32 protein-coding genes are annotated in these 26051 nt (G+C 73.3%); 19 read left to right on the top strand and 13 right to left on the bottom strand.

Going from position 1 to position 26051, the window contains the following annotated elements; all coding sequences use genetic code 11:
* Positions 1-83: 83 nt before the first annotated feature.
* Together ACRWNP_RS32170 and ACRWNP_RS32165 are read right to left on the bottom strand one after the other, a co-directional pair.
* Positions 84-797, bottom strand: a complete 714-nt coding sequence (locus ACRWNP_RS32170; RefSeq protein WP_431967656.1) for an SDR family NAD(P)-dependent oxidoreductase — start codon at positions 795-797, stop codon at positions 84-86.
* Between the two features lie 100 nt (positions 798-897).
* A complete protein-coding gene (locus ACRWNP_RS32165; protein WP_431967654.1) occupies positions 898-1812 on the bottom strand; it encodes a LysR family transcriptional regulator in 915 nt (304 codons plus the stop codon).
* A 204-nt stretch (positions 1813-2016) separates the two neighbouring features.
* Between ACRWNP_RS32165 and ACRWNP_RS32160 the strand changes: the two genes are divergently transcribed.
* Positions 2017-2637: a TetR/AcrR family transcriptional regulator gene (locus ACRWNP_RS32160; protein ID WP_431967652.1), complete on the top strand. Its 621-nt coding sequence runs from the start codon at positions 2017-2019 to the stop codon at positions 2635-2637.
* A 78-nt stretch (positions 2638-2715) separates the two neighbouring features.
* On the opposite strand, the gene ACRWNP_RS32155 is transcribed toward ACRWNP_RS32160, so the two are convergent.
* From ACRWNP_RS32155 to ACRWNP_RS32140, 4 genes are all read right to left on the bottom strand, one after another.
* Entirely contained in the window at positions 2716-3159 is a 444-nt protein-coding gene (locus tag ACRWNP_RS32155) for a VOC family protein (RefSeq protein ID WP_431967650.1), read from the bottom strand.
* A gap of 140 nt (positions 3160-3299) precedes the next feature.
* On the bottom strand, positions 3300-4085 hold the full coding sequence (locus ACRWNP_RS32150) for an alpha/beta fold hydrolase (RefSeq protein WP_431967648.1): 786 nt from the start codon (positions 4083-4085) through the stop codon (positions 3300-3302).
* Between the two features lie 447 nt (positions 4086-4532).
* On the bottom strand, positions 4533-4940 hold the full coding sequence (locus ACRWNP_RS32145) for a cupin domain-containing protein (protein ID WP_431967646.1): 408 nt from the start codon (positions 4938-4940) through the stop codon (positions 4533-4535).
* A 243-nt stretch (positions 4941-5183) separates the two neighbouring features.
* Positions 5184-5402 (bottom strand): hypothetical protein, encoded by a 219-nt coding sequence (locus ACRWNP_RS32140; RefSeq protein WP_431967644.1) that lies wholly within the window; start codon positions 5400-5402, stop codon positions 5184-5186.
* 276 nt (positions 5403-5678) lie between these two features.
* Here ACRWNP_RS32140 and ACRWNP_RS32135 point away from each other — a divergent pair, with 276 nt between their 5' ends.
* From ACRWNP_RS32135 to ACRWNP_RS32120, 4 genes are all read left to right on the top strand, one after another.
* A complete protein-coding gene (locus ACRWNP_RS32135) occupies positions 5679-6080 on the top strand; it encodes a hypothetical protein (protein WP_431967642.1) in 402 nt (133 codons plus the stop codon).
* Positions 6081-6184: 104 nt separating this feature from the next.
* Positions 6185-6835: a DUF3105 domain-containing protein gene (locus ACRWNP_RS32130; RefSeq protein ID WP_431967640.1), complete on the top strand. Its 651-nt coding sequence runs from the start codon at positions 6185-6187 to the stop codon at positions 6833-6835.
* Positions 6832-7470, top strand: a complete 639-nt coding sequence (locus ACRWNP_RS32125; RefSeq protein WP_431967638.1) for a DUF305 domain-containing protein — start codon at positions 6832-6834, stop codon at positions 7468-7470. The genes ACRWNP_RS32130 and ACRWNP_RS32125 overlap by 4 nt, the downstream gene beginning before the upstream one ends.
* Before the next feature lie 213 nt (positions 7471-7683).
* Positions 7684-8706, top strand: a complete 1023-nt coding sequence (locus ACRWNP_RS32120) for a cation diffusion facilitator family transporter (protein ID WP_431967636.1) — start codon at positions 7684-7686, stop codon at positions 8704-8706.
* 206 nt (positions 8707-8912) lie between these two features.
* Here the strand turns inward: ACRWNP_RS32120 and ACRWNP_RS32115 are convergent, their stop codons facing one another.
* Positions 8913-9932 carry a helix-turn-helix transcriptional regulator gene (locus ACRWNP_RS32115; RefSeq protein ID WP_431967634.1) on the bottom strand — a complete coding sequence of 340 codons (1020 nt, stop codon included), beginning with the start codon at positions 9930-9932 and terminating at the stop codon, positions 8913-8915.
* A gap of 128 nt (positions 9933-10060) precedes the next feature.
* Positions 10061-12973, bottom strand: coding sequence for a M4 family metallopeptidase (locus tag ACRWNP_RS32110; protein ID WP_431967632.1), 2913 nt, complete (start codon positions 12971-12973; stop codon positions 10061-10063).
* Between the two features lie 687 nt (positions 12974-13660).
* On the opposite strand from ACRWNP_RS32110, the gene ACRWNP_RS32105 reads away from it, so the two are divergent.
* From ACRWNP_RS32105 to ACRWNP_RS32095, 3 genes are read left to right on the top strand one after another with little or no spacing between them, the layout of a single operon-like run.
* Positions 13661-15286, top strand: a complete 1626-nt coding sequence (locus ACRWNP_RS32105) for a SulP family inorganic anion transporter (RefSeq protein WP_431967683.1) — start codon at positions 13661-13663, stop codon at positions 15284-15286.
* Positions 15283-15729, top strand: coding sequence for a pyridoxamine 5'-phosphate oxidase family protein (locus tag ACRWNP_RS32100; protein WP_431967630.1), 447 nt, complete (start codon positions 15283-15285; stop codon positions 15727-15729). The genes ACRWNP_RS32105 and ACRWNP_RS32100 overlap by 4 nt, the downstream gene beginning before the upstream one ends.
* 11 nt (positions 15730-15740) lie before the next feature.
* The gene (locus ACRWNP_RS32095; protein WP_431967628.1) at positions 15741-16151 is read left to right on the top strand and encodes an ATP-binding protein; all 411 of its coding nucleotides are present in this window, start codon (positions 15741-15743) and stop codon (positions 16149-16151) included.
* Positions 16152-16164: 13 nt separating this feature from the next.
* Here the strand turns inward: ACRWNP_RS32095 and ACRWNP_RS32090 are convergent, their stop codons facing one another.
* Both ACRWNP_RS32090 and ACRWNP_RS32085 read right to left on the bottom strand, forming a co-directional pair.
* A complete protein-coding gene (locus tag ACRWNP_RS32090; protein WP_431967626.1) occupies positions 16165-16320 on the bottom strand; it encodes a DUF6126 family protein in 156 nt (51 codons plus the stop codon).
* Complete coding sequence (locus ACRWNP_RS32085) at positions 16317-16691, bottom strand: ArsR/SmtB family transcription factor (protein WP_431967681.1); 375 nt, start codon at positions 16689-16691, stop codon at positions 16317-16319. The genes ACRWNP_RS32090 and ACRWNP_RS32085 overlap by 4 nt, the downstream gene beginning before the upstream one ends.
* A 138-nt stretch (positions 16692-16829) precedes the next feature.
* Here ACRWNP_RS32085 and ACRWNP_RS32080 point away from each other — a divergent pair, with 138 nt between their 5' ends.
* The 8 genes from ACRWNP_RS32080 to ACRWNP_RS32045 all read left to right on the top strand — a co-directional run bounded on the left by ACRWNP_RS32080 (position 16830) and on the right by ACRWNP_RS32045 (position 23538).
* The gene (locus tag ACRWNP_RS32080) at positions 16830-17339 is read left to right on the top strand and encodes a DinB family protein (protein WP_431967624.1); all 510 of its coding nucleotides are present in this window, start codon (positions 16830-16832) and stop codon (positions 17337-17339) included.
* A 79-nt stretch (positions 17340-17418) separates the two neighbouring features.
* Positions 17419-17697, top strand: coding sequence for a LysR substrate-binding domain-containing protein (locus ACRWNP_RS32075; RefSeq protein ID WP_431967622.1), 279 nt, complete (start codon positions 17419-17421; stop codon positions 17695-17697).
* Positions 17698-17703: 6 nt separating this feature from the next.
* Complete coding sequence (locus ACRWNP_RS32070; RefSeq protein WP_431967620.1) at positions 17704-18486, top strand: DUF427 domain-containing protein; 783 nt, start codon at positions 17704-17706, stop codon at positions 18484-18486.
* Positions 18487-18556: 70 nt separating this feature from the next.
* Positions 18557-19069, top strand: a complete 513-nt coding sequence (locus ACRWNP_RS32065) for a molybdenum cofactor biosysynthesis protein (protein WP_431967618.1) — start codon at positions 18557-18559, stop codon at positions 19067-19069.
* A 68-nt stretch (positions 19070-19137) separates the two neighbouring features.
* Positions 19138-20124 (top strand): endonuclease/exonuclease/phosphatase family protein, encoded by a 987-nt coding sequence (locus ACRWNP_RS32060; RefSeq protein ID WP_431967616.1) that lies wholly within the window; start codon positions 19138-19140, stop codon positions 20122-20124.
* Between the two features lie 411 nt (positions 20125-20535).
* Entirely contained in the window at positions 20536-21420 is an 885-nt protein-coding gene (locus tag ACRWNP_RS32055; protein ID WP_431967614.1) for a hypothetical protein, read from the top strand.
* A gap of 166 nt (positions 21421-21586) precedes the next feature.
* Positions 21587-23176, top strand: coding sequence for an alpha/beta hydrolase (locus tag ACRWNP_RS32050; protein WP_431967679.1), 1590 nt, complete (start codon positions 21587-21589; stop codon positions 23174-23176).
* Positions 23177-23388: 212 nt separating this feature from the next.
* On the top strand, positions 23389-23538 hold the full coding sequence (locus tag ACRWNP_RS32045) for a hypothetical protein (protein ID WP_431967612.1): 150 nt from the start codon (positions 23389-23391) through the stop codon (positions 23536-23538).
* An 11-nt stretch (positions 23539-23549) separates the two neighbouring features.
* Here ACRWNP_RS32045 and ACRWNP_RS32040 read toward each other — a convergent pair whose 3' ends face one another.
* Together ACRWNP_RS32040 and ACRWNP_RS32035 are read right to left on the bottom strand one after the other, a co-directional pair.
* A complete protein-coding gene (locus ACRWNP_RS32040) occupies positions 23550-23765 on the bottom strand; it encodes a hypothetical protein (RefSeq protein WP_431967610.1) in 216 nt (71 codons plus the stop codon).
* A 167-nt stretch (positions 23766-23932) separates the two neighbouring features.
* The gene (locus ACRWNP_RS32035) at positions 23933-24055 is read right to left on the bottom strand and encodes a hypothetical protein (RefSeq protein ID WP_431967608.1); all 123 of its coding nucleotides are present in this window, start codon (positions 24053-24055) and stop codon (positions 23933-23935) included.
* A gap of 360 nt (positions 24056-24415) precedes the next feature.
* On the opposite strand from ACRWNP_RS32035, the gene ACRWNP_RS32030 reads away from it, so the two are divergent.
* Both ACRWNP_RS32030 and ACRWNP_RS32025 read left to right on the top strand, forming a co-directional pair.
* A complete protein-coding gene (locus tag ACRWNP_RS32030; RefSeq protein ID WP_431967607.1) occupies positions 24416-24631 on the top strand; it encodes a hypothetical protein in 216 nt (71 codons plus the stop codon).
* A gap of 21 nt (positions 24632-24652) precedes the next feature.
* The gene (locus ACRWNP_RS32025) at positions 24653-25099 is read left to right on the top strand and encodes a winged helix-turn-helix transcriptional regulator (protein ID WP_431967605.1); all 447 of its coding nucleotides are present in this window, start codon (positions 24653-24655) and stop codon (positions 25097-25099) included.
* A gap of 261 nt (positions 25100-25360) precedes the next feature.
* On the opposite strand, the gene ACRWNP_RS32020 is transcribed toward ACRWNP_RS32025, so the two are convergent.
* Positions 25361-25768, bottom strand: coding sequence for a DUF4186 domain-containing protein (locus ACRWNP_RS32020; RefSeq protein ID WP_431967603.1), 408 nt, complete (start codon positions 25766-25768; stop codon positions 25361-25363).
* A 116-nt stretch (positions 25769-25884) separates the two neighbouring features.
* Between ACRWNP_RS32020 and ACRWNP_RS32015 the strand changes: the two genes are divergently transcribed.
* A partial coding sequence (locus ACRWNP_RS32015; RefSeq protein WP_406261659.1) for a hydrophobic protein occupies positions 25885-26051 on the top strand: 167 nt, incomplete at its 3' end.

Genomic DNA, 26051 nt, shown 5'->3' with positions numbered 1-26051 from the left:
CGCCCGGGAACCGCGCGCACGCCACGACCGGTGTCCGCCGTGGTGAAAGGCCCTGCCTCCCCCACGGCGGAGGTCACGGCATGTCAGCGGCCGGCGGTCTGGCCGCCGTCCACGGGGAGGGTCACACCGGTCACGAACGGGGCCCTCTCCAGGTAGAGCACCGCCTCGACGACGTCGGCGATCTCACCCATCCGGCCCACCGGGTGCAGCGCCGCCAGCGCCTCATGGGTCTCCACCGGGTGCATCGGCGTCTTGATCGTGCCCAGCGCCACCGCGTTCGCGCGGATCCCCCGCGTCGCGTACTCGATGGCCAGCGCCCGGGTCGCCGCCTGCAGGCCGCCCTTCGTCAGCGACGCCAGCACCGAGGTCACCTTCGCGTCCGCCTGGTCACCGAGGCTGCTGGACATCTGGACGACATGTCCCCCGCCCTGCTCCAGCATCCGCTCCACCGCCCGCTGCGTGATCCGGAAGAACCCGTCCAGGTTCACGCCGAGCACGGCTCGGTAGTCCTCCTCGGTGTACTCCGTGAACGGCTTCGCGACGAAGATCCCCGCGTTGTTGACCAGCGTGTCCACCCGGCCGAACCGCTCCACGGCCGTCGCGATCACCCGCTCCGCGGTCTCCCGGTCGGCGACGTCCCCCCGGACCGTCACCACCTCCGGGTCCGCCGACTCGCCGATGTTCCGCGAGGTGGCCACGACTGCGTACCCCAGCTTCCGGTACCCCTCGACCAGCCCGGCACCGATGCCCTGCGACGCACCCGTGACGACCGCGACCTTCCGATCCTGAACGCTCATGACCTGCTCCCGATGGATGGGGGACTGCGCCGGTGAGGTAGCCGACCGTTCACCTACAAGCGCGACGACCAGGCGACAATTCCGGCGGAACGCCGGAAATCTACCCTTTGTAGGGGTCTCCATCGGGGAGCCAGGCGTCCGGGCCGTGGACGCCGAGATCGCCCACGCCGTCGGTGAGGACGTCCACCACGGCCAGCACCGCGTCGCGGACCTCGTCGGCGCGCCAGACCAGCGACCAGGTCCAGTAGACCTCGGGGGCGAGCACCGGCCGCTTGACCAGGTCCGGCGGCAGCGGGGCGGTCTGGCCCTTGGGGCAGTTGACGACCGGCCCGCGGCAGCGGCGGACGTGGTCGAAGAACCCGCTGCCGGTGACCCCGCCGTCGGAGATGCGGACCGCCCGCGCCCCCGTGTCGGCGGCGAGCCGCTCCGCGTACAGGTTCCACGACAGCCAGGAGGTGGTGTCGTCGTCGAGGAGGACGGCGGTGTCCTCGGCGCGCACGGCGCTGGTGTCGTCGCCGGTGGAGACCGCGTAGAGCTGATCCGCGCCCAGCAGCCGGGACCGCAGGCCGTACCGCCTCAGGTCCTCCGTACGCACCCAGCAGACCGCGAGGTCCAGGCTGCCGTCGGCGACCCGGGAGGCCTGGGTGTGGGAGGGCGCGATCCACGCGTCCACGTGCAGCCGCGCCACGGCGGACGCGCGGGCCGTCAGGTCAGCGGGGAGCCAGTTGACGTAGCCGAGCCGGACCGCCTCCGAGCCGGCCAGTTGCCTGGCGCGGCGCCCCACGTCGTCGGCGCGCTCCAGCAGCGCCCGGACGTGCGGCAGCAGCGACGAGCCCGCCGGGGTGAGCGACACCGACCGGCGGTCGCGGTCGAAGAGCCTGACCCCCAGGTCGCGTTCGAGTGCCTTGATCTGCTGGGACAGGGAGGGTCCGGCGATCAGGAGCCGTTCGGCCGCCCTCCCGAAGTTCAGCTCCTCGGCGACGGCGACGAAGTACCGGAGTTGACGCAGCTCCACGCCGCCATGCTAGGGCCTGGCCCGGTGGATCCTCGCATCGTCGGCCTGTGGAAGCCACCGCCTCCCAGGAGGGAGGAAACCGGTCCTGGCCCGCGCCGCGCCGCCGGGCCCAGGATGGGGGCCCGGCCGCCTTCCCGGCCGGGGGAAGCGGCGGGATCCAGCCGGTCGACGAGGAAATAGTCGATCGGTCGTATACTGGTGCCCATGGGACGCACAAGTGATGCCAGGGAGAAGATCATCACTGCCGCGCAGACGCTCATCGAGCAGCGTGGCTACTCGGCGCTGGGCGTGGCCGAGATCTGCAAGGCGGCCGGGGTGCCCAAGGGGAGCTTCTACTATTTCTTCGAGTCCAAGGAAGCCCTCGCCCTGACCGTGATCGACGAGCACTGGGCGGCGCAGAAGCGCGACTGGACCCGCATCCTGGGCGCCGACGCGGCCCCCCTGGAGCGGCTGCGCCGGCTCTTCGAGGCGACCGAGGAGAGCCAGCACGCGGGCCAGCAGTCCTGCGGAACGGTCTCGGGCTGCATGTTCGGCAACCTGACGCTGGAGATGAGCAACCAGACCGATTCCATCCGCGGCCGGCTGCAGGAGATCTTCGACACGCAGGTCGGCATGATCGACGAGATCGTCACCGAGGCCCGTGAACGCGGGGAGGCCACCGTCGCCGACACCCACGCTGTCGCGGCGTCGATCGTCGCCCAGCTCGAGGGGCAGGTGCTCTTCGCCAAGCTCTACAACGACACCGGGCGCCTCAGCGCGCTGTGGACGAACTGCCTCGCCATCCTGGGCGCGACCGAGCCGCGGGAGGCCGTGGCCGCGGTGTGACGGTGTCTGCCGTGTGACGGCTCGGTACCACGGGCGCGGCGCCCGCGGTACCGAGCCCCACCGCGTCGAGGCCGAGGATCAGCGGCCCGGCAGCCTCTCGGTGATCTCCTGGAGCACCCACTCGTTGCCGTCGGGGTCACCGAACGACGCGAAGGAGCAGTAGCTGCGCCGCTCCGCGTCGGGGCCGGGCACGCGTCCCTCCGTCCCGGCGCGGTGAAACAGACCTCCGGCGTCGTGGAACACCTCGCTCGTCTCGACGCCGCGTCCCACGAGTTCCTCACGGGCCGCGACGACGTCCTCCACGATCAAGTGGAGTCCCCGGACCGAGCCCGGCGCGGCCGAGCTGACCCCGGTACCGAAGATGACCGAGCAGAGCGAGCCGGGCGGGGTCACCTGGACCACCCGGAAGTCGTCGCCGGCGGTGACGTCCGCGTCCAGCCGCCATCCGAGCCCCACGTAGAAGTCCTTGGCCCGGTCGACGTCGGCGACGGGCACCACCACGACCTCGAGTTTCATGTCCACAGGGGTTGCTCCTCTCCCTTGCCCCGTCCGCTGTGCGGGGGCGCTCCGCACGCCGCGGTCCGCGGGGGTGATGCGTACCCCCGCGCCCCGGCGGGCGGACGGTACGGGCGGGAGGGCCACCGAGTTGGCGGTGCGCGCCCCTATCGGGCGAGGAACGGCAGCAGGGCCGCCGTCACCTCCGCGGGGGCGTCCAGGGCCACGAGGTGGGCCGCCGCCGGGAACTCGACCAGGGTGGCGCCGGGGATCGCGGCGGCGTAGCGGCGGGCGATGTCCTGGAAGTCCGGCACGTCGAGAAGGCCCACGCCGACCAGGGTGGGCACGCGGAGGGTGGCGACGTCCCCGGCCTCGCGGCCCTTCGAGTGCGCATCGACCGTGCCCTGGTGGGTCAGCGCGGTCCGCAGCGGCCCGCGCAGCCGGTCGGCCGATCCGGCGGGTACCTCGTCCTGTCCCCGCGCGGGGCCGCGCAGCCACATGTCGAGGTTCACGCGGACGGCGGCGTCGAGGTCCCCAGCGGCGAGCGCCTCGGTCTCGGCCGCGTCGTAGGCGATCATCCGCGACGACCAGTCGTATCCCGGCCACGGCGGGGCGAACACCGCCAGGGAGTGGACGCGACCGGGGTGGGCGAGCGCGAAGTCGAGCGCCACGCGACCGCCGAAGGACGCGCCGACGACGCGGGCGCGGTCGTGCCCGAAGTGGTCCAGGACACGGCGCAGGTCGTCGTGCTCGCTGAACGGGCCGGTCGGCGGTGGCGACTGGCCGAAGCCGCGCATGTCGTAGCGGATGACCGTGTGGTGCTCCGCGAGGCCGGGCACGACCTCGTCCCACATCCGGTGGTCGGCGACGCCGGCGTGCACGAGGACGACAGGCGGCCCGTCCCCCGTGACCGTGCAGGCGAGACGGCCGAGTTCGTCGGTGAGTGTCAGCATCCGCAGATGATCACATGTCCCCGGCGCCCCCGCCCGCGGATTTTCCCACGGGTGGCACCGCGCCGCGGCGGGAGCACACGCACTGGTCACCGGTCAGAGAGCTGTGCTCCGGGCGGGGTGGCGATGGGGAGGTCCGCCGCCACTTCCGGATCGAGGTGCTCGGGCTTCCGGCAATGCCGATCGTCCGGAGACGATCAGCCAGGTGCCTCCGTCGCTTTGCTCGTCAGACAGCAGGCCTGCCTGACCGTGATGCGTGCTCAGTTCCAGGCGGAGGGGGTGGCGGCGAGCGGCCGGCCCGCTTCGCATTGCTCCGGCGCCTCGAAGACGCTCGACCCGGGCCCGGGACGGGCGAGCGTGTGAAGCCCCGGGCGGACAGGCCGCGCTTGGTCGGCGGCCCGTCCGCCCGGGGCTTCGCTTCCCCGCCCGCGGGCGGGGGGTCGAGCTACGTCACCCGGTGACGCGCAGGTGCCGTCGTTCGGCCAGCTCCTCCGCGCCGACCACGGTCAGCACCGGGCTTCCGGGCGGCGCGAACATCATCACCACCATTTGCGACTGCGCGTCCGGAAGGTTGTTGGCGCCCAGGTAGTGGATCACGTCGCCGCCGGGCTCGAACAGGGCGTCACCGGCCTTGATCACCCGGGGCGGCTGCCCCTCCAGCTCGAAGAGGACCTCGCCCTGGGTCACGTACCCGAAGATCGGTCCGGGGTGCCGGTGCGGCGGCGCGCCCGGGTCGCCGGGCTGCAGGGTGACCCGGATGGTCCTCGCCTCGGCGCCGGCGGGAATCCGGCCCGCGGCTTCCGGCAGGGTCGCGATCACCTCGACGCCTGGGGGCAGGTGTGCGTGCTCAGCGCTCATGAGTTCCTCCAAACAGGGACTGTCCGAAGAAAGACAGGACGGCCTCCCCGTTTGTGACGCCCACGCACGGCTGGGCCGGGACGCCCCGGCGGGCGCGGGCTCGCGGAGCCGGCCACGGCCGGCTCCGCGCGGAACGACCCGACGGCGTCGTGGAGGCGCTGTGGGACCTTCCGGGCTCCGCCGGGACGGCCTCGGCCCCGGCCGGGTGACGCCCCCGGGCGCGCCGCGCCCTCCCTGCATTGCTCAGAGTTCGAGGCGCCAGTCGTTGCCGCGCAGCATCGTCCCGCTGCCCCTCGGGTCACTCGAACTCGCGGGTGCCGCGCAGGGTGAACCCCAGGCGGCGGCGATGCCCCTGCCCTGGTACGGCGGCAGGACGTTCCAGCCGGTCTCGTAGACCGGTTCGCCCTGCCAGTCACGGCGGTGGTGGGCGATGCCGCCGACGGGCTCGTCGCCGAGGAGCACGGCTTACATGCGGCCCAGCCCGGCTTCGGCAGGGCCAGGTGGCGCTCGTGCCGGGCGAGCAGCCGTTCCTCGGACTCCGCGCCCCTGACGTGCCGCCGCATCCCGGGGGTGTCGATCAGCCGGAAGGGAGCGAAAGTGCTGCCTCCGACCAGGGCTCCAGGCGAAGGTCCGTGCGGAGCAGCCTGACAGAGCCCTCCGGCGGCAGGCACCTCCGTTTCCCGCCGGGGGTGCACCCGGCGCGGGCACGGGGCGCGCCGACGGGTACGATCTGCCGCGATGCGCAGTGACGGAGGAGCCGGCCGAGGCGGTGCGACACCCGCCCGCCTGGGCGGTGTTGTCCTCGTCCTGTGCGGGCTGATCGCCGCCCTCGGGGTCTGCGGTCACGCCGGGGCGCCGGACGCCGCGTCCGGCCCGGTCCGGACCCTTGTCTCCGCCCACGTCGCGTACGTCAGCGACGAGGTGTGCACGGACGCACACGACCCCGGCAGGCCCGGCAACGGCTGCTCCCCCGCGGAGCACACGCCGGTGACCCTGGGCTCCGCGCCCATGCCGCACCTCGCCGGCACCGCACTGCCGTCGGTGTGGCCCCCCGCGGTCGCCGCGTCCGGGCTGAGCGCGCCGTCCCCCGGCACCGTGCGCCCCTTCGACCTGCACATGCTCCAGATCCAGCGGATGTAGGAGGGCCGGTCGCACCGGCGGTGACCGCCGGTGCGCGCCGTACGTCATCCGACCCTTCACGAGCACCGCCGTGTCGCCGACGCGGCGGGGAATCAGGACATGCCATGGGTTCCCCCAATTCCAAGGCCAGGACCGCCGACCGCCGCGCGCGCGTCGAGGAGATACGCCGCCAGGAGCAGGCCCGCGAACGCCGCAACCGGATCATCACCATCACCGCCTGCACGGCCGTCCTCGCCGGACTGGTCGGCGGCGGCCTCTACCTCGTCAACTCCGCCGACGACAACGGCGGCAGCGACGGGAAAGCCGCGGCCGCCGGCTCCATCAGCGGGGAGAAGACGTGGTCCGGCCTCACGCAGAACCACGTCAGCAAGACCGTCGACTACCCGATGAGCCCGCCCGCGGGCGGCGACCACAACCCGGTCTGGCAGAACTGCAACGGCGACGTCTACGACAAGCCCCTCACCAATGAGAACGCCGTGCACTCCCTGGAGCACGGCGCGGTGTGGGTCACGTACACGGACAAGGCGACGGACGCCGACGTCAAGACGCTCGCCACCCGCGTCTCGAAGACCCCGTACTCCCTGATGAGCCCCTACGCGGACCAGGCCTCGCCGATCACGCTCACGGCGTGGGGCCACCAGTTGGGCGTCACCGAGGCGGACGACCCGCGCGTCGCCGAGTTCTTCGACACCTATGTGCAGGGGGACCAGACCCCCGAGCCCGGCGCGCCCTGCACCGGGGGCAAGGCCTCGTGACCGCCGCCCGGGGCGCGAGCAGGCCGCTGCTCGCTCTCGCCGGCGCCATGGTGCTGGTCGTGCTCGCGGTCCTGGCCTTCGCTCTGCTCACGGCACGCCCCGGCAGCGGGGGCACCCCGGGCACGGACTCGCCCGACGCCGGCTTCGCGCGCGACATGGCGATCCACCACCAGCAGGCGGTGGAGATGTCCCTGATCGTCCGCGACCGCACGGACGACGAGGACGTGCGCAGGCTGGCCTACGACGTCATCAACACCCAGGCCAACCAGCGCGGCATGCTGCTGGGCTGGCTGGACGTCTGGGAGCTGCCCAAGTCGTCCTCGACGCCGCCCATGACGTGGATGGGACACGACATGGCCTACACGCCGCACGACGGGTCGCTGATGCCGGGCATGGCCACGAACGCGGAGCTGCGACGGCTCGACGCGGCCCATGGCAAGGCCGCCGCGGTCCTCTACCTCCAGTTGCTCACCGCACATCACAAGGGCGGCGTGGAGATGGCGGCCGCGGCCGCCGACCTCGCGCGGACCGACCGGGTGCGACGCCTGGCGGCGGGCATGGTCCAGGGCCAGGAGGCGGAGATACGCCTGATGGCCGACATGCTCGCGGCCCGCGGCGCGAGCCCCAACCGCTGACCTCACTGGGGTGCCGGGAGGCCGCCCGCCTCCGGGCACCCCCGGGTGGGCTTGCCGGAGTGACTCCCGACGCCTCTTGATCCGCCCGGCATCGGCACAGGTCACCGCCGTCCTATCGAAGTTGACAACGGTCACCGGTGCAGTCTTTGGCGATCGGCGTGCCCATGTGTTTCCCTGCGGGTGTCGCAACCGGAACGGGGAGGTCGCCGCACCATGAACGCGCACGATCACGGGCACGGGCACGGGCACGCACACGGGGTGGCCGAAAACGCCGACCGGCGCTGGCTGGCGCTCGCGCTCGGGCTGATCGCCGGCTTCATGGCCGTCGAGGTCGTCGTCGGGTTGCTGGTGGGGTCCCTGGCGCTGCTCTCCGACGCCGCGCACATGCTCACCGACGCCGCCTCGATCGTGCTGGCGCTCGTGGCGATGCGGCTGGCGGCGCGCCCGGCGCGCGGCGGTTTCACGTACGGACTCAAGCGGGCCGAGATCCTCTCGGCGCAGGCGAACGGCATCACCTTGCTGCTCCTCGCCACGTGGCTGGCCTACGAGGCGGTGCGGCGGCTCGTCTCGCCGCCGGAGGTGGCGGGCGGCCCGGTCCTGGTCACCGCGCTGGCCGGAGTGGTCGTCAACATCGGCGCGGCGTGGTGCCTGTCGCGGGCGAACCGGACGTCGCTGAACGTGGAGGGCGCGTTCCAGCACGTGCTGAACGACCTGTACGCGTTCGTCGGCACGGCCGTGGCGGGCCTGGTCGTCCTCCTGACCGGCTTCGTCCGCGCCGACGCCATCGCGACGCTCGTGGTGGTCGGCCTCATGCTCAAGGCGGGGTGCACGCTGGTGCGCGAGTCGGGGCGGATCTTCCTGGAGGCGGCCCCCGCCGGCCTGGCCCCGGACGAGGTGGGCGACCGCCTGGCCGCCCACGAGGCGGTCACCGAGGTGCACGACCTGCACATCTGGACCATCACCTCCGGGCAGCCCGCGCTGTCGGCGCACGTCCTCGTCGAGCCGGGCGGGGACTGCCACGCCGTCCGCCGTGACCTGGAGCACCTGCTCGGCTCGGACTACGGGCTCACCCACACCACCCTGCAGGTCGACCACGCGCCCGCCGAGCTGCTCACCGTGGGCGGTGCCCCGGTGGGCCGGCCCGATGCGACGGGAAGGCACTGTGGCGAGGCGCACGGCCCGGTGCACCACTCAGGGCCGCACGGACACGGCGAGCCGGACACCGGCGGAGCGTAACCACCCGGGCCGAAGCGCCGCCGGCGGGAACAGGACGGGATTGCGCACCATACGGCGGGCACCGAGCTTGCGCGGCGACGACGGCGATGCCGACGGCGGCCACCGCCGGGTCGTCGAGGCGCAGCGATAGTGTGATTGAACGTTTTACATCAGCGAACACGGCGTACAGCGCAGGCCAAGCGTCGGCTCGGCCGTGGACGGCCGGCTCAGCCGTCCAGCCAGCCGCGTTCGTGGGCGAGGAGCGCGATCTGGAACCGCGTCCGGGCGCCCAGGGCGGTGCCCGCCTCGCTGACGTGCTTCTGCACCGTCCGGCGGCTGACGCCGAGCACCCTGGCGATGGCGTCGTCCTTCATCCCCGTGGCCATGAGGTGGAGGATCTCCCGGGTCCGTTCGTCGGTCTCCACCGTCTCCCGTTCCCGCCGCGGGACGGGCCAGTCCTGGCGGCTCTCCAGCGAGACGGGTGTCGCGCGTTCCCAGATGCCCTCGAAGAGCGCGACGCACACCTCGATCAGGGCTGGGGAGTGCACCACCATCGAGCCCGCCGAGGGCCGGTCGCCCTGGAGCGGGAGGAGGGCCGCGGTCCGGTCGAAGAGCGCCAGCTTGACCGGGAGCCGGGTACCGAGGCGGAACTCACCGCCCACCGCGGTGCCGCGCAGCGCGGTCTCCAGGGACACCTCGTCGGTGAAGCCGTCGGCCTCGTACACCGACCGCAGCCGCACTCCGGGGGCGACCGCGGTGCGGTCCGGGTCCCGGTGCCCCGAGTCGTCCGAGGTCCCGGTCACGTAGGGCGGCTTGGCCAGGTGCAGCACCTCGCTCCTGCTGCCCTTCAGCAGGTGGGCGTAGCGGGCGGCGACCTCGTCGCCGTGCTCCAGGACCTCCACCAGGTTCGGCGCGCCGGGGTGCGCGACGGAGCGGTAGAGCTCGTCGAGCCGCTCCATGAGCAGCTCCGTACGGGCCAGTTCGCCCCGCCTGCGGGCGAGCAGGGAACCCAGGGAGGAGCGCGGCGGTCCGGCCTTCCAGCGCGGGGACCCGCCGGGGATGCGGATGACCAGGAGTTCCTCCTCCAGGTCCCGCAGCGCCCGCTCGGCCTCGCCGGCGGATGTGCCGACCGCCTCGGCCACCGCGGCGGCGTCCGCCGAGGGACGTCCCACCAGGTACTCGAGGACCCGGCTGCCCAGGGGGTCCAGACCCGTGCCCGCCCAAGGACCGCCCGACGAGACATCCATGCAGCCTGCCACCCCTGTACGTACGCGCACCGGCTGATGATCGTACGCCTCGCGGGACGGCCGGCGGGGGCCCGGTCCGGCGTGCGCCGGTCCGGGCCCCCGTCGGGGTGGTGCGGTGTCGCGGCCGCTCAGCCGCAGGTTCCCGCGGGGCGGGCCCGGGTCACCAGGTCGGTGTCCGTGGTGGTGGTGTCCATCCACAGGACGCGGCTGCCGGTGCCGGCGGCGGCGTTCGACTGCTGGCCCTTACTGCAGGAGACCCGGCCCAGCGGGGTGCCCTGCGGGGTGAACTGGTAGAGCTTGGCCAAGGAGTCGTTGTAGTCGTCGAAGACCTGCGACCACGAGGAGAACACCGTCAGCGTCACCGCCGTGTCCGAGGCCGTGAGGCCGAACGCCCGGACGGGGCGCGGGCCCTTCTCCGCGATGACGTCGGTGACGGTGGAGCCGTCCACGGACGCCCGGCGCAGGGTGGTGAAGTCGTCGTCGGTGTAGTCGGTGTCGATCAGCCAGTAGACACCCGCCGCGGTGATCACCGGCGCGCTGATCCATTCCGGCTGCGAGGGCGCGCCGAGGGTGGCGGTCTTCCCGGTCCTGGTGTCGAAGACCTCCACGACGACCCCGTAGGTGCCGTCGAACATGCCGTCGTGGATGTAGGCGATGCGCCCGTCCTTGACGGCGGGCTCGACCGCCTGGTTGTAGTCCCGGCCGAGCGGCACCTGACGCGGCGTGGTGTCGCCGCCCTTCAGGTACAGGACCCGCTGCAGCGAGGTCGCGTCGTCGCGGCGGGACCAGGCGACCGTGTCGCCGTCCACGCTCAGGCCGCTGATCTCCGAGGTGGTGCTGTACAGCGTCTTGACGGGGCCGCCGCCCACGGGCGCCGACAGGATGTCGTAGGTGTGGGCCCAGGGGTCGTCGCCGGGGACGTCGCCGACCGCCACCCACACCACGCGCTTGCCGTCGGTGACCGGGCTCAGGTGCGAGCGCCCGTCGACCGGGGAGACCCGGCGGGGCTTGCCCTTGCCGTCGGTGCGGCCGGTCCACACGGCGTACGGCTCGGTGCCGTCGGCGCTGGACTTGGGGGCGGCCCACCAGTCGCCGCCCGCGCTGGGGCTGTTGCCGGTGCCGACGTACGACATCAGGGTGCCGAGCCGGCCCATCAGCACGTCGCTGTCCAGCCCGAGGTTCCGCTCCCAGCCGGGGACGATGCCGTGGGCGTCGAAGGCCTTCTTCACCTTCGCCATGCGGTCGCCCTTGACGTGCAGGGACCTGGCGGCGGCGATGACCGCGTCACGTCCCTCGTCGAAGCCGTCGAGGGGGGTGATGTACGAGGTGAGCGCCTTGTAGACGATCTTGTCTGCGAGTTCGCCGCCCAGACTCTCGCGGATGTCCCACAGCGCGCCGCTGAAGATCGTGGAGTTGACGTGCACGCCGCCGTTGTCGTAGGCGGAGCCGAGCGGCAGCCCGAGGAAGCCCTTCGTGGTGGCGCCGTCGTTGAGGTCGCGGAAGGCGCAGTCCTTCGGCGCCCGGGTCCGGCAGAGGTCGCCGCCGATCAGGCCCGCCTCGGGGTCGGTCATGGGCGTGCGGTTGACGGTGACGTCGATGACATTGCCGAAGTAGTCGGCGATCGCCTCGTTCATGGCGCCGGACTGACCGGCGTAGACGAGGTCGGCGGTGTGTTCGACGACGCCGTGGGTCATCTCGTGGCCGACGACGTCCAGGTCGGAGGCGAGCGAGCGGTACTCGTCGTCACCGGTGCCGTAGACCATCTTGGTGTGGTCCCAGAAGGCGTTGACGAACGGCGAGCCGAAGTCCGTGACGCCGACGAGGGAGTTGATGGCCATGCCCTTGCCGTCGAGGCTGTCGCGCCGGAAGGTGCCGCGGTAGAAGTCGTACACCTTGCCCGCCGCCCAGTGGGCGTCGACCGCGCCGCTGTCGGTCATCTCCTGCGGCGCCGTCGTGGTCGGCATCGCGAACGGCACGACGCTCTCGGGCCACTGACCCGACACGTCCTGGTACCAGACGCTGGAGGCGTCCCAGGTCTGGATGACGTTGTGGCTCCTGCTGTCGGCCATGTGCGCGGTGTCGCGCAGCAGGTACTGGCCGGTGGCCGCGTCCTCGGAGAGGTTCAGCGGCACGGTCGTGCCGCTCAGGAGGACCCCGCTGCCGATGACGCCCGTCGCTCCGGCCGCGGGAGCGGCGGGCGCGCCGCCCCGCGTCGAGGCGCCGTCGCGCATGGACGTGCCACTGCGGTGCGCGGCGGGGCCGGCGGAGGCGGTCGGGGCGAAGGTGGGCAGGCCGCCGTACTCGAAGACCGCGATGCCGGTGGCGGCGTCGACGTAGACCTCCTGGACCACGGGCGCGCCGGTGGCCGGGTCGGTGCCGCGCACGGTGACGTGGCGGGCGAGCACGCCCTTGCCGGTGGGCAGCACGGTCAGCCCGCGGTCGGTGCCGGTCAGGCCGTCCTTGGCGCTCCTGGCGTGGGCCGGGCGGTATCCGCCCTTCGCCAGCTCCGCCCGCACCTGCCGCACGGCGCGCTGTACGGCTGTGGAGGCGGGGAGGGTGGGGCGGGTGGTGTCGACGTCGAGGGCGGTGAAGTAGGAGCCGGAGGTGCCGGTCACCGTCCGCTTGCCGTTCTTGTGGGTCATGCGGACGACGTACTGGGCGCCCAGGACGGGGATGCCGCGGTACTTCTGGCCCAGGCGGACGGTCTCGGTGCCGTCGGCGTCGGTGGTGACGGCGTCGGTGACCAGGTCGCGGTCGGGGGCGGGGATGCGGTAGCGGTCCTGGTGGCCGGCCAGGTGGGTGCGGGCCGCGGTGGCGGCGGGCACGGAGGCGTCGGCGGGGTCGGTGAGGCCGTCGACCAGGGCGGGGGTGGCGGTGGACGGCTGCGGCGCGGGCGCCGCTCCGGTGCCGGTGCCGGGGTCGGCGGCGTGGGCGGGGGCGGTCAGGCCGGTGACGCCCAGGGCGACGGCGGCGGCGAGCAGGACGGACAGACCGGTACGCCCGGATCGGTGAACCGGTCTGGGCCGTATGCGTGTTGACATGAACGAATGCCTCCGGCAGCCCGGGGGTGACCCGGGCTCGGTAGTGGGACATCGGATGCACGGCGCACCATCGCGCCCGCGGCTCGCCCTGCACCCTCGTCGTGATCACCCCCGGGTGACAAGAAGAAATCCGGGGGGAGTACGCGCAGTTGCACACATGCGAAGCCGAAGGACGGGCAGCGGGCGCCGAAGTACCCGATGTGGTCCCGGTTCCGGCGGAACGGCGGGTTCGTACGGTCCTGACGCACTCGTCGCGTACGCCCCGAGGACTCCCCCGCGACTCCGCACCCCGTGCGCCCCTCCCGCCATGCGGCGCCGGCCGGGCCGCCGGGTACTGCTCACGAGCGACGCTGGAGGCCGGACACGGGGCGTTTCGCCGGGAGGAGCGCGGGGATCCCCGGCCTGGCCCCCGGCCCGAGCGGAGCCGCCGGCTGCCGGGTCGCCCATGCCTGGCCGCCGGCGGGCCCGGCGACCCATCAGATCCACAAATTGCAAAATTCTTCAATTCGCTACATGATGATCCCGCTGTGTCGTCATGGGAGACCCGGGCACGGCAACGAACCGTCCCAGGCAACCGGCCGGGACGACGGACGACAGGGCCGGTGTCTTAGCACGGTGACTTGGCTGGCAGGGCGGGTGTGGGACCCGGTACGCGCGTTGCTGCCCGCGCGGGACGATCTGGCGGCGATGCGGCGGCAGCCCCGTCAGGACCTGCTCGCCGGGCTGACCGTCGCGGTGGTGGCCCTGCCGCTCGCGCTGGCGTTCGGGGTCTCCTCGGGACTCGGGGCGGAGGCCGGGCTCGCCACTGCGGTGGTGGCGGGGGCCGTGGCGGCCCTGTTCGGTGGATCGAATGTGCAGGTCTCCGGGCCGACCGGCGCGATGACGGTCGTGCTGGTGCCCATCGTCGCCCGGTACGGACCCGGCGGGGTGCTGACCGTGGGGCTGATGGCCGGTGCGCTGCTGATCGGGCTGGCCCTGCTGCGCGCCGGCCGGTACATGCGCTACGTGCCCGCTCCCGTCGTGGAGGGCTTCACCCTCGGCATCGCTTGCGTGATCGGGCTGCAGCAGGTGCCCGCGGCGCTGGGGGTACCCACGCCGGACGGCGACAAGATCGCAGTTGTGGCCCTGCGGGCCGTAGGGGAGTTCCTGACCCACCCCCACTGGGCGCCCCTCGCGATCTCGGCCGCGGTGGCCGGGCTCATCCTGGCGGGTGCGCGGTGGCGCCCCCGGGTGCCGTTCTCGTTGCCGGCCGTCGCGGCGGCCACGATCGCCGCCGAGGCCGCGGACCTTCCGGTGGCGCGCATCGGGCACCTGCCGTCCGGACTGCCCACGCCCTCCCTGGGGTTCCTCGACCCGGCCGCCCTCCCTTCGCTGCTGGCGCCGGCCGTGGCGGTGGCGGCCCTGGCCGCGCTGGAGTCACTGCTGTCGGCGACCGTCGCGGACGGGATGGCGCGCGGACAGCGCCACGACCCGGACCGGGAACTGTTCGGCCAGGGCCTGGCCAACCTGGTCGTCCCGCTGTTCGGTGGGGTTCCGGCCACCGCGGCGATCGCCCGCACCGCCGTCAACGTGCGTACGGGCGCGGGCTCGCGGCTGGCCGCGCTGGCCCACGCCGCCGTCCTCGCGTTGATCGTCTTCGTCGCGGCTCCCCTGGTCGGGAGGATCCCGCTGGCGGCGCTCGCGGGGGTGCTGCTCGCCACCGCGATCCGGATGGTCGAGGTCGCCTCGCTGCGGGCGATGGCCCAGGCGACCCGCGCCGACGGCGCGGTGCTGCTGCTGACCGCAGCCGCCACGCTGGCCCTTGACCTGGTGTACGCGGTCGTCATCGGGCTGGTGGTGGCCGGGGCCCTGGCGTTGCGCGCGGTGGCGCGGCAGGTCCGGCTCGATCAGGTGCCGCTGCACGAGGGTCCGCCGGACGGGCACGGCGCCGGGGAACACGCCCTGCTCTCCGAGCACATCGTCGCGTACCGCCTCGACGGGCCGCTGTTCTTCGCCGCCGCACACCGTTCCCTGCTCGAACTCACCGAGGTCGCCGACGTGTCGGTGGTCATCCTGCGGCTCTCCGGTGTCACCCACATCGACGCCACCGGCGCCCTGGTCCTGAAGGACGCGATCGACCGGCTGCACCGCCGCGGCATCACGGTGCTGGCGTCCGGGGTCCGGCCCGGGCAGCGGCACGCATTGGACGCGCTGGGCGTGCTGGACGGGTTGCGGGACGCGGACCTGGTGCACGCCACGGCCCCGGAAGCCGTCCGCGCGGCCCGCGCCCGGTTGCACCGGGCCGGAGTGCTGCAGGGGGAGGCCGCCGGATGAGCCCCGCGTACCGCATGACCGACCTGACCGGGGCGGAGGCGCTGTGGCTGCTGGAAGGGGCACGCAGCGGCCGCCTGGTCTATGTGCTGCGCGGCAGGGTGCTCGTCCGTCCCGCCGCCCACGTCCTGGAGTACGGCGCGCTCGTCGTCCGTGCCCCCGTCCCGCTCACCGCGGTCACGCAAGGAGGCGGCGTGACGTACCACTGCGAACGGTTCCACGGCGCCGCGGGCACCGGCTGGTCGGTCGCGGCCACCGGGCCCGCCCAGGACCTCACCGACGCGCACGAGGCCGCCCACTACCGGCGCACGCTCACCGGATGGGTCCACGGTCCGCACGACACCCTGCTGCGGATCCACCCCCTCACGATCCAGGGGCACCGGCTCAGCGGCGCCGCCGGCGCTGGTGCCCGCACCGCTGACGACGGCCGGCCCGGCCCCCGGTGAATGCGCGTGCCATGCTGCAGCGCCGCCATGTGCTGACCCTGCCGACGGCACCCCTGTCCGTGGCCGTGGCCCGCAGGACGGGCGAGTACGTCTACACCCGCTGGGGCCTCGCACCGGGCGACGCCGTGCTGGACCGGGCCCTGCTGATCCTCAGCGAGCTGGTCGCCAACAGTGTCCGCCACGCCGCTGCGGTCTCCCCCAGCCTGGACGTCGTCTACGCGACGGGCGGCGGGGTACTCGCCTTCGCCGTGTACGACCGGCATCCCCACCGGCCGGACCTGCTCCGATCCGCCGCGGCCGGCGGCGGGCTGGCCATGGTCGCCGAGGTCACCGCCGAGTGCGGGGGCACCGCAGCGGTGCACCCCGACCTTGGTACCGGAGGCAAGGGCATCTGGGTCACCCTGCCGCTGGACCCCGCCTGAACCGGTGGCCCGTTCACTTGGGGGCGTGCTGCCCCAGGTAGAACAGCAGAGTGATGAAACCGGCGATGAAGTGGGTGACGAAGACGTAGACGAGGACACGCAGCAGCACCGCCCGCTGCTTGTACCTCTCGCCGCCCGTGTCCTTGCGCGCGCCCGCCCCGGAGCTCACGCGGCGCCGCCCGTCGTGCCGGCCGCGCGGACGACGGAGGCTTCCTCGGTCTGCTTCAGCTCGGCCAGCAGGTCCTGCTGCCCGGTCAGCAGCTCCGTGAGGATCCTGCGGGCCGCCCGGAGCAGTTCCGCCACGTCGCCGCCCGCCAGCTCGTACACCACGGTGGAGCCGGTGCGCGTGGCGGTCACGATGCCGGAGCGGCGCAGTACGGCGAGCTGCTGGGAGAGGCTGGAGGGCTCGATCTCCACCGCGTTGAGGAGGTCCCGCACCGGCTTCGGGCCGTCCTGCAGGAGTTCCAGGACGCGGATGCGCACGGGGTGCCCCAGCATGCGGAAGAACTCCGCCTTGGCCTGGTAGAGCGGAACCTGCACTCGGACCACCCGCACCCTCTGAGGAGATTCGTCAATTGAAGAACTCTTCAATCCTAGCCCACCGTAATTCCCGGGCCTGACAGGCGGCAGGGGTGAAAGGCTGGCCCCCGCAGTAGGAACGGAGAAAGTGAGCATCCAGTGACCGACGACGACCGCGTGGGCCCGCCGCTGCTCGGCGGGGAGCGCGAGACGCTCCGGGCGTTCCTCGACTACCACCGCGCCACGCTGGCCATGAAGTGCCGCGGGCTCTCGGACGAGGAACTGCGGCTGCGGTCCATGCCTCCGTCCACCCTGTCGCTGCTCGGGCTCGTCCGGCACATGGCGGAGGTGGAACGCGCCTGGTTCCGCCGGGTGTTCGAGGACAACGACGCGCCCATGGTGTGGTCCGACAGGATCGACTTCCAGGCGGCCTACGACGCGAGCGGGTCCACCCGCGCCGAGGCCTTCGCGGCCTGGGAGGCCGAGGTCGAGAACTCCCGGCGGATCGAGGAGGCGGCCGAGTCCCTGGACCTGGCCGGGCACCAGCCGCGCTGGGGGGAGGACGTCTCCCTGCGGATGGTCATGGTGCACGTGCTCCTGGAGTACGGCCGCCACAACGGACACGCGGACTTCCTCCGCGAGGGCGTCGACGGCACCGTGGGGGCCTGAGCGCGCCCTCACGCGGCGGGGCTCCGGCTCGGCCGGAGGCCGCCTCCGGACTGGGAGTCGTCCTCCCCCGCCCTCGCCGGTGGCCCGCGGGCCGCGGGTGTCCCTCGTCGATCTGTCCGGCCAGGACCTCGTGGTCTTCCCCCGCGCGGAAGCTCCCGGCTGGTCCGACCGGCTGCTCGAGACCTGCCGCGCGGCGGGCTTCGTCCCGGGTGGCGTCCGGCACGCGTCCAGCCCCGAGTTCCCGCTCGTCCTGGTCGCGGCGGGCGGCGGTGTTGCGCCGCGGGGGCGGCCGGGGTGGCCGATTGCGCGGGCTCCGGACAAGCTGGGCGTACGGAAGCCCGTGAACGGACCGAGGTGATCACCGATGGCGGACGAGAGCGTGAACCATCCGGGTCTGATCGTCCCGGTCGGGCACGTCGAACCCGTCCCGCGGCGTATCCGGGCGCTGGTCGGGGGCCGTACCGTCCTCGACACCCGGCGTGCCCTGTACGTGTGGGAGTGGCCCGGATACCCGCAGTACAGCATCCCGGTGAAGGACCTCGCCGAGGGGGTGCTCACCGACGACGGCCGGACCGGCAGGCTGGGCCCCGGCCCGGCGCGCCGCCACTCGCTGCACGTCGGCTCCGAGGTCCGCCAGGGCGCGGCCTGGGTCTGGGACGAGGGCGCCCCGGACCGGCTCCTGGGCACCGCGCGCTTCCGCTGGGAGGCCCTCGACGCCTGGTACGAGGAGGACGAGCAGGTCTTCGTCCACCCGCGGAGCCCCTACACGCGGGTCGACGCCCTGCGCTCGTCCAGCAGCGTCCGCGTGGAGATCGACGGCACCGTCCTCGCCGACGCGCCGCACGCGGTGACCCTGTTCGAGACCGGCCTGCCGACCCGCTACTACGTCGAACGCGTGCACGTCGACTGGACCCGGCTGCGCCCTTCGGACACGGTCACGCGCTGCCCGTACAAGGGCACGACCAGCGGCTACTGGTCGTTCGAAGCCGGCACCACCGTCCACGAGGACGTCGCCTGGGCGTACGACTTCCCCATGGTGGCGTGCGCCCCCGTCGCGGGCATGGTCGCCTTCTACAACGAGCGCGTCGACCTCTACGTCGACGGTGCGCCACTCCCCCGCCCCACCGCGACGTCCTGGGACGTGTGAGACCGGCGGCGCGGGGGCGGCCCTGAGACGCCCGCGCCGGGCAGAGCCGGCGGCGTTCTAGGCTTGCCGCATGTCTCAGCAGGTCGAAGTCGTGCAATTGCTGGTCTCTCCGCTGCACCGCTACATGGGGCGGCCGTCTCAGGGGCCGTCGGCGGCGCCGGACGGGGAGCTGGTGCGCAGCGCCGAGGTGCGCGGCGGGCTCGGACTCGTGGGTGATCGCTACTACGCGCGGCCGGCCCATCGCGACGCCGCCGTCACCCTCATGGCGGCGGAGAACCTGCCGCTGGACATCGACCCGGAGACGGACCTGCGGCACACCCGCCGCAACGTGCTGCTCCGCGGCGTCGACATCGACGCCTACGTGGGCACGACCGTGGCACTGGACACCGGGGCGGGGCCCGTCCTGTTCGCGGTACGGCGCCCTGCCCGGCCCTGTTCCTGGATGGACACCGTCATCGGCCCGGGGGCGCAGCGCGCGCTGCGCGGCAAGGGCGGAGTGCGGTGCACGCCGCTCAGCGACGGCGTGCTCACGCTGGGGCCGGCGGAGTTCCGGGTCGTGGCGGACGTGCGGGAGCCGTCGTAGCGGAGGCGTGTGGGCCCCGTCACGGAGTGGTACGGGAACCGGATCACGCGGACCGGCGTCGTTGGTGCGTGCGATCACGGAGACGGACGGATCACGAGCGGGCCGCCGGGACGGGCGACGGCCGCGGATGGCGCGGCCCGCGACGCTGGGACGGGGTCGTACTGGCGCTCCCGCTGCTGCTGGCGCTGCTGCTCGTCTGCCACTGCGCGGTGCCCGACGGCCCCGGCCGCTGGGGGAGCCTGCTGGAGACGTTCCTGCCGTGGCTGGGCCTGGGCGTCCCGGCGCTGCTGTGCGTGGCCCTGCTGCGTCGCTCGGGAGTCGCCCTGTGCGCGCTCCTGGTGCCGCTGGCGGCCTGGTTCGCGGTCTTCGGGGATCTGCCGCTCCCGCACGGCGGCCGCGCGTACGACCTCGTCGCGGTGCAGCACAACGTGAGTGACGAGAACGCGGATCCCACCGGTACGGCCGAGCAGCTCATCGCAGCAGATGGCGACTTGGTCGCCCTTCAGGAGCTGACGCCGTCCCTGCTGCGGGACTTCGGCGGCGTCCTGGACGAGACGTATCCCCATCACGTGTCCTTCGGCACGGTCGGGCTGTGGTCGAGGTATCCCCTGGTGGACGAGCGCAGGATCGACATCCGGCCGACGGGCGTCGGCGCGGACTGGGACCGCGGTTTGCGGGCGACCGCCCGAATGCCGCAGGGGGACGTCGCCGTGTACGTGGCCCACCTGCCGTCGCTGCGCCTCGGCTTGGGCGGGTTCGGCTCCGCCAGGCGGGACGAGAGCGCGGCTCTGCTCGGCGCCGCGATCTCGGCCGAGCCACTGGACCGGGTGATCCTGCTCGGGGACCTCAACGGCACGGTCGACGACCGTGGACTGGCCCCGCTCACCTCGCGGCTGGGCGCCCCGAAGTCGGGGTTCGCGTTCAGCTGGCCGCGAGGGTTCCCGCTGGCCCGGATCGACCAGGTCCTGGCGCGGTCCGCGACGGTCTCGGACGTACGGACCCTGCCGCCGACCGGCAGCGACCACCTGCCCGTCGCGGCCCGCATCCGGTTCTGATGCGGGATCGGCGAACGCTCGTGCCTCACATAGTTCCTGACGTGCCGTCGGTAAGCGCAACATGCCCGTCGCGGCCCACGCTGGTGCACGACGAAGCCCGCTGACGGTCAGTCAGTCGTTGGCAATCGAATGGGCCGAGCCCGCGCCCTTTCACTGACGCAACATTAGCTGATGATCCATCACCCAGTTGGACATCTCTTCACATTTTTCTTATCCGGCCCCCTGTACCGCCCCTCACCTGCGGAAACGTTCCGGGTGGCGCCACGGCCCCACCCCATTCGGCCGTACACCTCTGACGGTCTCGGGGTGCGGAGCGGCTGCGGATGATCGCCATATAGGTCTCGAGGACGCGCTGGCAGTCGTGCCGGGGGCCACATCCCGCCTGCCCCGTCCACAAGGAGGTTCAGCTCCATGCGTGGTGCTCGCATCCTGGCGATGGCGACCATGACCGCTGCGGCGGTCGTCCTTCCGAACTCGCAGGCCTTCGCCGTGGTCGACGTCAACGTCGCCCAGAACGGACGCTCCGTCACCGTCACCGCCAGTTCGGAGGTTTGCCAGGCACCCGGCGCGATGGTGAACGCCAACGCCTTCCCGTCCGGCCTGCTGCGCAACGCCCTGACCCTGAGCGCGGCGACCCCGGGCGGTCCGCTGAGCGGAACGTTCACGATCCCCGACGACGCGCCGGCCAACACGTACACCATCACCGTCAGCTGCATGGTCGGCCCGAAGTCCGACCAGGGCAGCGTCGGCACCCTCACCGTTCCCGCCACGACCAGCACGACCGGTGACCGCGACGGCGGAACCGTCACGACCGACCCCGGCACCGTGCCGGACGACAACTACGACAACGGCGACGACGAGTACGGGGACGACTACGAGGACGACTACGGCAACTACGGCCGCGGTCACCGCCGCGACAAGTGCTCGTACGGCCGGGGCGGCCACGGCCGCGGCGACGACCGCGGTGGCTACGGCGACCGCGGCGACCAAGGTGACGACGGCAACGGCCGCGGCGGCTACGGCGACCGCGGCGGTCGTGACCGCGACCACGACCGCAAGTGCTACAAGCGCCACTACGGCCACGGCGGGCACGGCGGCTACGGTGGCCGCGATTACGACCGTGACAACGACCGCGACAACGACAACAACAAGGGGGGCGCGCCCGACACCGGCTTCGGCGGCTCGACCGGCATGAACACCGCCGAGAGCCTCACCGGCGCCTCCCTCCTCGCCGTCGCGGCGGCGGGCGGCGTGTTCCTCCTGCGCCGTCGCCGTACCCAGGGCGGCGAGGCCTGAGGCCCGCAGTTCCCCGCACGGCACTCCGCCCCGGGCCCGTACACGGGCCCGGGGCGGGCCGGTGTCCGCCCGCCGCGACCACCCCACCGGCCTACGCGAACGCCCCCGCCGCGGACGGTGCGTGGTGCACTGATCACGCTCCGGAAGGTGAAGGAGAGGCGTGGCGATGAAGGCAGGCCGGACCACCGGACCCATATCCCGCGGACCCGGGCGCGGGCTCCATCACGCGGCGCTCACCGTGCTCTGCGCCTGCGCACTCCTGCTGAGCGGCTGCACGGCCGGCCCGCCGGGGCAGAGCGCGGGGCACGGCCCCGCCGGGCCGGCGCGCCTCGCCGCCGCGACGGCCGTTCCTCCCGCACTGGCCGGCTACTACCGGCAGAAGCTCGACTGGAAGCCCTGCGCGGAGCAGCCGGCGTTCCAGTGCACGACCCTGCGGGCCCCACTGGACTACGCCCGTCCAGAAGCTGGCGACGTCCGACTGGCCGCGACCCGCAAAAAAGCCACCGGGACCGGCGCCCAGCGCATCGGCTCGCTGCTGTTCAACCCGGGCGGGCCCGGCCAACCCGCGATCACCTCGCTGTGGCCGTTCGCGGGGGCCTTCTCACCGGCGGTGCGCGCCGCTTACGACCTGGTCGCGGTCGACCCGCGCGGGGTCGGCTCCAGCACTCCGGTGGACTGCGGTACCGACACGGCCGGCACCCTACTGGGGGTACGGTGGCTCCCCGGCGCGGACGAACCGGACGCGGACCAGCCTGACCTCGCGGGGGCCGACGAGGCGGCCCGCGACACCGCCGCCGCGTGCGAGCGGGGCGCGGGGCGGCTGCTGCCCCACGTCGGCACGCTCGACTCGGCCCGGGACATGGAACTCATGCGCGTCCTCCTCGACGACGAGCGGCTGCACTACCTCGGCTTCTCCTACGGCTCCTACCTCGGCGCGAGCTACGCCGGCCTCTTCCCGTCCCATGTGGGCCGCATGGTGCTGGACGGCGGCGTCGATCCCACGCTCGACGGCGTCCGCAGCGTGCTGGCCCAGGCCCGGGGCTACCAGATCGCCTGGGACTCCTTCGCGGCCGACTGCGCCGCCCGGCCGGCCTGCTCCGTGGGTCACTCCGTCGCCGAGGCGGGCCGAGCCCTGGACGCGCTGGTCGAGGCCCTCGACCGCGCTCCGTTGCGACAGGGCAAGGACGTCGTCCTCGACGGCGACGGCCTCATCAGCGCGGTCACCACGGGGCTCATGGCGCCCGCGTGGGAGAAGCTGCGGGCCGCGCTCGCCGAGGTCCGCTCCGGCGGCACCACGGCGGTGCAGGAACTCAGCGGCGCCTTCGACCACTCCGGTTTCAGCGGTGCCGCCTACCTCGCGATCAGCTGCCTCAGCGGCACCCTGGGAGCACGCGCCACCCCCGCGCAGGCACGCGAGGCGCTGCCCGCGTTCGTCAGCGCCTCGCCCCGCTTCGGCAGGTACTTCGCGGAGCAGCTGTCGGCCTGCGCCCACTGGCCGGTCCCAGCGGACCAGCCGGCCCGTGCCATCACCGCGCGGGGCGCCGCGCCGATCCTGGTCGTCGGTACCACGCGCGATCCGGCGACCCCGTACTCCGAGGCACGGACCCTGTCCCGGCTGCTCTCCTCGGGCCGTCTCCTCACCTACGACGGCGACGGGCACACCGCCTACCTCAGGTCGGTCGGCTGCGTCGACGACGCCGTCGACCGCTACTTGACCGGCGGCCAGTTGCCGCCCGCGGGCACGGTCTGCACCTGACATCCCCGACAAGGGTGCCGGGGCCCCGGGGTGGCCCCGCGGGAGGAGCCCCATGCCCGTTCCGAGGGCGCCCGCGCGGCCGTGCGCACACCGGGCGGGTCCCGATGGGGCGGCCTGTCGAGGCGGGCGGGCGCATACGGATCCGGGTGGACGACCGGGGTTCGCCGGCGCCCGGGACCCGCAGTACGGCGGGGGCGCGGGGTGCGGGCCTGGTGCTGGGCATCACGTGCTTGCTGCTGTGGTCGGCCGCGGCCTGGGGCGTCCACCACGCGCCGGCCCCCCTCGCGCTGAGCGGGCGGCTGCGGACGTGGGAGCGGGAGTGGGCGCGCGTCGAGCCGGTGTGGTCCGGCCGGGCGCCCTGACCTGACCGGCGTCAGAGGAAGAGCCGCAGTACCCGCAGGCCTCGTACATGGTTTTCGCCAGGGCCCGCCTTGAGCTCTGCCGGGGGTCTCCAGTCGGCGTGCAGGGCCGCCCAGAAGTCCGTCCACGCCTGGGTCTCCGTCGGCCCGCGTCCGACCGCGTCGGTCCCCGGGCAGGTGACCACATAACCGTCGCCGTCCTGCCGGATCGTCACAGCTGGCTCGACCATGGCCCACCTCGCGTCCCGGTGCACCCGAATCACGTCAAGGGTCACCCGGTCGGCGCCGACGCGCAACAGCGCTCCGCGTGGGCCGTTCGGGGGCGCGGCGCGGCCGACCGGGCACTCCCGGCCGCGGGGCGTCTCCCCGGGCGGGTGGTCTCGACCGACCGGCGCCGTCACCTGGCCAGGGCCGCACGACGGAAGCCCTCGACGAAGTAGCGCAGCCGCCTCATCACGTAGGCGAAGACCGGGCGGAAGGCCGGGATGGTGCTCCCGGGCCGGTGGATCGTGTCGCTCATCTCGGGCGACCCTTCTGGACGTGCACGGTGTGCGTCGGTGACGGGCGTCAGTACGGGAGGGGCTTTCCGGACGGTGTCCGCAGGTCGATCGGAGGGCGGGACGGCGCCGGCTTCTTCGGTCGCTGGACGCGGATGCGGCGCATGGTCATCACTCCTTCGGAGACGCGGCCCGTGCCGGGCGAACCCTTCCAGTCCTACGCCGTGGGCCCTCGGGCCCGTGTCAGGGAACGTCCCTGAAGCCACCCCTATGCCCGGCTCCTCCCTCCTCCCTTGGAGTGAGGCGCGCGTCGGGGTACGTCCTCGCTGCTCAGGGGCACCGGGGACGAAACGGGAACGTCCCCAGGCCGGCGTCTCGCCGTCGTGCGCGCGCAGGGGACTCGCAGGCTCTACGCCGTCCAGGCCGCGCCGCTGCGCGCAGCCGCGCGTGGGGCACGGCGTACGCCCGCCGCCGGCGCCCCGCAGGAGACCACGGAGCCGGCCGCCGCGGTCACCGCCACCACCGGCTTCTACGTCCCGGCCCGGGTGGATCCGCGCTACCCCGGCACGGCGTTTGCCCTGCCCGGCCTTTCGGTTTAATGTCGAAACCGGGAGAGGGAGATGCAGAAGAAGGACTTCAGTGACGGACCGTGCCCGGTCGCGCGGACCCTGGGCGTCGTCGGCGACTGGTGGTCGCTGCTGATCGTCAGGGACGCGCTCGACGGGGTGCGCCGGTTCAACGACTTCCACCGCGGCCTGGGCTGCGCCAAGAACATCCTGAGCAGTCGGCTCACCAAACTGGTGGAGCACGGGGTGCTGCGCACGGTGCCCGCCGCGGACGGGAGCCCCTACCGGGAGTACGAACTCACCGAGGAGGGCAAGGGCCTGCGGCTCGTGCTGCTCGCCCTGCGCCAGTGGGGCGAGGCCAACCTCTTCGAGCCCGGGGAGGAGCGGACCACCGTCGTGGACCGGGCGACCGGCCGCCCGGTGGCCCCACTGCGGATGCGCGACGCGGACGGCCGGCCGCTCGGGCCCGACGACATCGAGTTGCGGACGCCGGCGCGCTGACGGCCGGCGGGGGGCCGGACCACGACGGGGGAATCGCGGTCCGGCACCCGCACCGCACGTCCGACCCGCGATGGCGCCGTTCATGCGCACCGGGCAGGGCCAGTGCGCGGTTGCCCTGCCCCACGCTCGGTGGGGCCGGTCCGCCGGCTCCAGGACGAGCCGGGATCTCGCGCCTCCCGCCCCGTCCTCCCCTGAGCGCCGCCGAATTGCGGCATGCCCCCGCCCGCGGGCACGCGCCCCGGGGGATCAGGCCGCGGGGCCCTACGGGGCGGACAGCTCGCGTTCGATCCAGCGGCAGATGACCTCCACGACGTAGGCGCGTTCCCGGCGGCTCAGCTCACGCCCCTTGGGGATGCCGTGCCACCGCTCCAGACACGTGCGGCAGCAGGTGGCGGTCGCGTGCTGCGCGACGAACACGGGATGGCCACGGTAGGGGGTCTGCTTGCCGTCCTTGTACGGCGCGGCCGGGGCCAGGCGCTTGGCGACGAGGTCGTGGGCGTGCCACCGGATCGTGGACGGGCCGTTCAGCCCGGCGGTGACGCGGTCGCGACCGCGCAGGTGGAACCTGGCGCGGAAGGGATGCCGCGCGACGGCGTCGAGCCGCCGGTCGACGGCGTCGGGCTGCGGGCCACGGGCCTGGCAGGGCTGGTCGGACGTCGGGTCGGGCATCGCGGGTTCCAGAGGAAGGGGCCGAGCCCTTTCGATCCTACGGCGCACCGGCCCTGGAAAGGGTCACGCATGGTGACGCCAAGGCGGGGCACACGCGGAGTCAGGAGGTTGACGACATGGTTCCCTTGCTGCTTGTCCTGCTGCTGGCCCTGATCCTCTTCGGGGCGGGCTTCGCCCTCAAGGCCCTGTGGTGGATCGCGCTGATCGTGCTGGTGGTGTGGCTGCTCGGCTTCGTGTTCCGGGCCGCGGAGGGCGGCGGACGCCGCCGCTGGTACCGATGGTG

The sequence above is a fragment of the Actinacidiphila sp. bgisy160 genome (assembly GCF_965342435.1).
Taxonomy (GTDB): domain Bacteria; phylum Actinomycetota; class Actinomycetes; order Streptomycetales; family Streptomycetaceae; genus Actinacidiphila.
This window is presented reverse-complemented; position numbering and strand designations above follow the sequence as displayed.